This window comes from Pseudomonas sp. NFACC13-1 (assembly GCF_900104425.1).
GTDB lineage: Bacteria > Pseudomonadota > Gammaproteobacteria > Pseudomonadales > Pseudomonadaceae > Aquipseudomonas > Aquipseudomonas fluorescens_AA.
Genome location: NZ_FMXV01000071.1, coordinates 1 through 1,508, shown reverse-complemented (window position 1 = coordinate 1,508; position 1,508 = coordinate 1). Strand labels below are relative to the sequence as shown.

The window sequence follows — 1,508 nt, the reverse complement described above, 5'->3', positions numbered from 1 at the left end:
CGAAAGAGCGCAGGGTAATGAACCGGTCCGCCGCCAGCCCCAACAGCAGCGCTCCCAGATAGAGTAAGGGTGAAGGGAAGCGCACACCCGCGTTGTGCGGCTCGACGGTCATACTCATCTCCAATTTGTGCTCTCAAGCCAGCATCGACTGCTGGGCGAAGTGTAGTGGTCAACTAATCCCGGACACGACGTTAAGTTTTTTCTCGGCCTGGGCTGGGGCCAGTCCGTTGTTGAATTGGTGCGGTCTAATCCAGTTGTACCGATGCATCAGGTAATGACTGATGTCGCGGTGCGCTTCTTGAGCTGTCATGTAGCCCACGGTCGGTATCCATTCAGTTTTCAAGCTGCGAAACACACGCTCCATCGGCGCATTACCCCAACAGTTTCCACGACGACTCATGCTTTGGCGCATGCGGTAACGCCAGAGCCGTTGGCGAAACTGGCGACTGCCATATTGGGAGCCCTGATCCGAGTGAAACAGCAGCCCTTGAGGCCTGCCACGCTGTTCGTAAGCCATGTCCAACGCCTTGATGACCAGATCCGCATCCGGCTTGTTTGACAGTGCCCAACCCACAATTCGGCGTGCGTAGAGATCCAGAACGACAGCCAGGTAATGCCATTTCCCTTGAGCCCAGATGTAGGTGATGTCGCCACACCAGACTTGATTCGGTGCCGGAACATCAAACTCTCGATTCAAGATGTTCGGAATGTCAGGCCGCTCCACCGTCGCTTGTTTGTAGGCATGTGATCCAGGTTGTTTGCTAACCAACTCCAGTTCCCGCATCAGGCCGCGCACCTTGAACCGCCCGATTTGCTCACCGTCTTCCCGCATCATCGACACGATGCTGCGGCTACCGGCGGCGCTTCGACTTTGCGTAAACAGTTCGTTGACCCGACTGCGCAACCGAAGCCGCTCAACGTCCGGAGTTCGGCGCCTGAGGCGGTGGGAGTAGTAACACGAGCGAGTAATGTCAAAGACTGTGCACAGCCAATCGACCGACTCTTGGGCGCTCAATTGATCAATCAGCGCGTGCGCTCGTGCTCTTCCGACATCAAGAGCGCGGTAGCCTTTTTTAAAATGGATTTCTCCCGTTCAAGGCGAGCGATTCGAGCTTCCAATTCCTGGATTTTCTGCTGCTCAGGCGTCAGCGCCTTACTCTGTGGAGTAACGCCGTTACGCTCCTGCTGGAGTTGATTAACCCAGCGACGCAACGCGGACTCGACCACCCCAAGCGAGCGGCTGGCTTCGGTATGGCTATAACCTTGATCGAGCACGAGGCCTGCGGCCTCGCGTTTGAATTCAGCGGAAAAGGAACGACGTTGCTTGGTCATCAGACACCTCAATCTGGCGAGCATTCTCGCCTAAATGGGTGTCCGGTTTCATTAGACCACTACAGTCCATGACTCCGAGCGGAGCCCCTTTCTACAGGAAGGCTCTCGAACCTCAACCTTGGAAGCTGAGGCTCGGCAATAGCTAGATCAGATTGAGTTCCTGGCCCGTGCGGTTC

The 1,508-nt window shown here is 56.0% G+C and carries 1 protein-coding gene and 1 pseudogene; both read right to left on the bottom strand.

The window, feature by feature from the left end; genetic code table 11:
* Nucleotides 1-112, bottom strand: a pseudogene (locus BLQ55_RS32665) (isoprenylcysteine carboxylmethyltransferase family protein); the annotation flags it as partial.
* A gap of 57 nt (nt 113-169) precedes the next feature.
* Nucleotides 170-1,332, bottom strand: a protein-coding gene (locus tag BLQ55_RS31055; protein ID WP_092259533.1) for an IS3 family transposase whose coding sequence is annotated in 2 segments (ribosomal slippage) — nt 170-1,077 and nt 1,077-1,332 — 1,164 coding nt in all. Because the reading frame shifts where the segments join, the coding sequence is not laid out codon by codon here.
* Nucleotides 1,333-1,508 lie beyond the last annotated feature (176 nt).